Genomic DNA, 684 nt, shown 5'->3' with positions numbered 1-684 from the left:
GACGTCGCCAGCGCCGTGGTCGCCACCTGGTAGAGCAGTGGCTGGAAAAGGTGATGGTTGCGCTTGTCGATCATGGTGATGCGCACCGGTGCGCCACCAAGCGCTCGCGTGAATTCGAGACCACCGAAACCCGCGCCGACAACGACGATACGAAGGCTGGCCTGGTTCATCTCAATTCACCCCTGACGGGCAATATTGCCTGCCCCAGATGTAGGTACTTTTGTGCAACGCAGCAACAGACCGCCGGTGCCTGAGACTCGTCGTTCCATGTCGTGAATGCACATGTTGTATCGTATCGCGAGGTATAGCGTCATCGAACACGCGATGAGGTGAGGCATGGCCGACGATCATGACGATGAGGCTCCGGCGCAATATTCTTCGCCGCCCTGTTTCATGCATGAACTCGATCCGGAATTCCGTGCGCCTCTAAGCGACTGGACCGATGTTAGGCGCTGGCGCAAGGCCGAGCGCGAACGCCTGATCGCCGCGCGTCTTGCCGTTTCGGCCGACGCGCGAACCGTCATGTCGCAACGCATCGCCGAAGGCCTCGACGCGATCATCGGCGAGATCGCCGGCCGCATGGTCAGCCTTTACTGGCCGTTTCGCGGCGAGCCGGATCTACGGCCATGGATGGCGTCCATCAATGAACGCGGTGGCCGCACAGCGCTGCCTATCGTCGTGGAG

General features: G+C 61.1%; 1 protein-coding gene and 1 pseudogene. One reads left to right on the top strand and one right to left on the bottom strand.

Annotation, left to right across the window (positions count from 1 at the left end):
- A partial coding sequence (locus EN935_RS39000; protein WP_164771874.1) for an FAD-dependent oxidoreductase occupies positions 1-170 on the bottom strand: 170 nt, incomplete at its 3' end.
- A gap of 166 nt (positions 171-336) precedes the next feature.
- Between EN935_RS39000 and EN935_RS38995 the strand changes: the two are divergent.
- Positions 337-684: pseudogene (locus EN935_RS38995) on the top strand (5-formyltetrahydrofolate cyclo-ligase); the annotation flags it as partial.

Source organism: Mesorhizobium sp. M7D.F.Ca.US.004.03.1.1, assembly GCF_003998635.1.
Taxonomy (GTDB): Bacteria; Pseudomonadota; Alphaproteobacteria; order Rhizobiales; family Rhizobiaceae; genus Mesorhizobium; species Mesorhizobium loti.
This window is presented reverse-complemented; position numbering and strand designations above follow the sequence as displayed.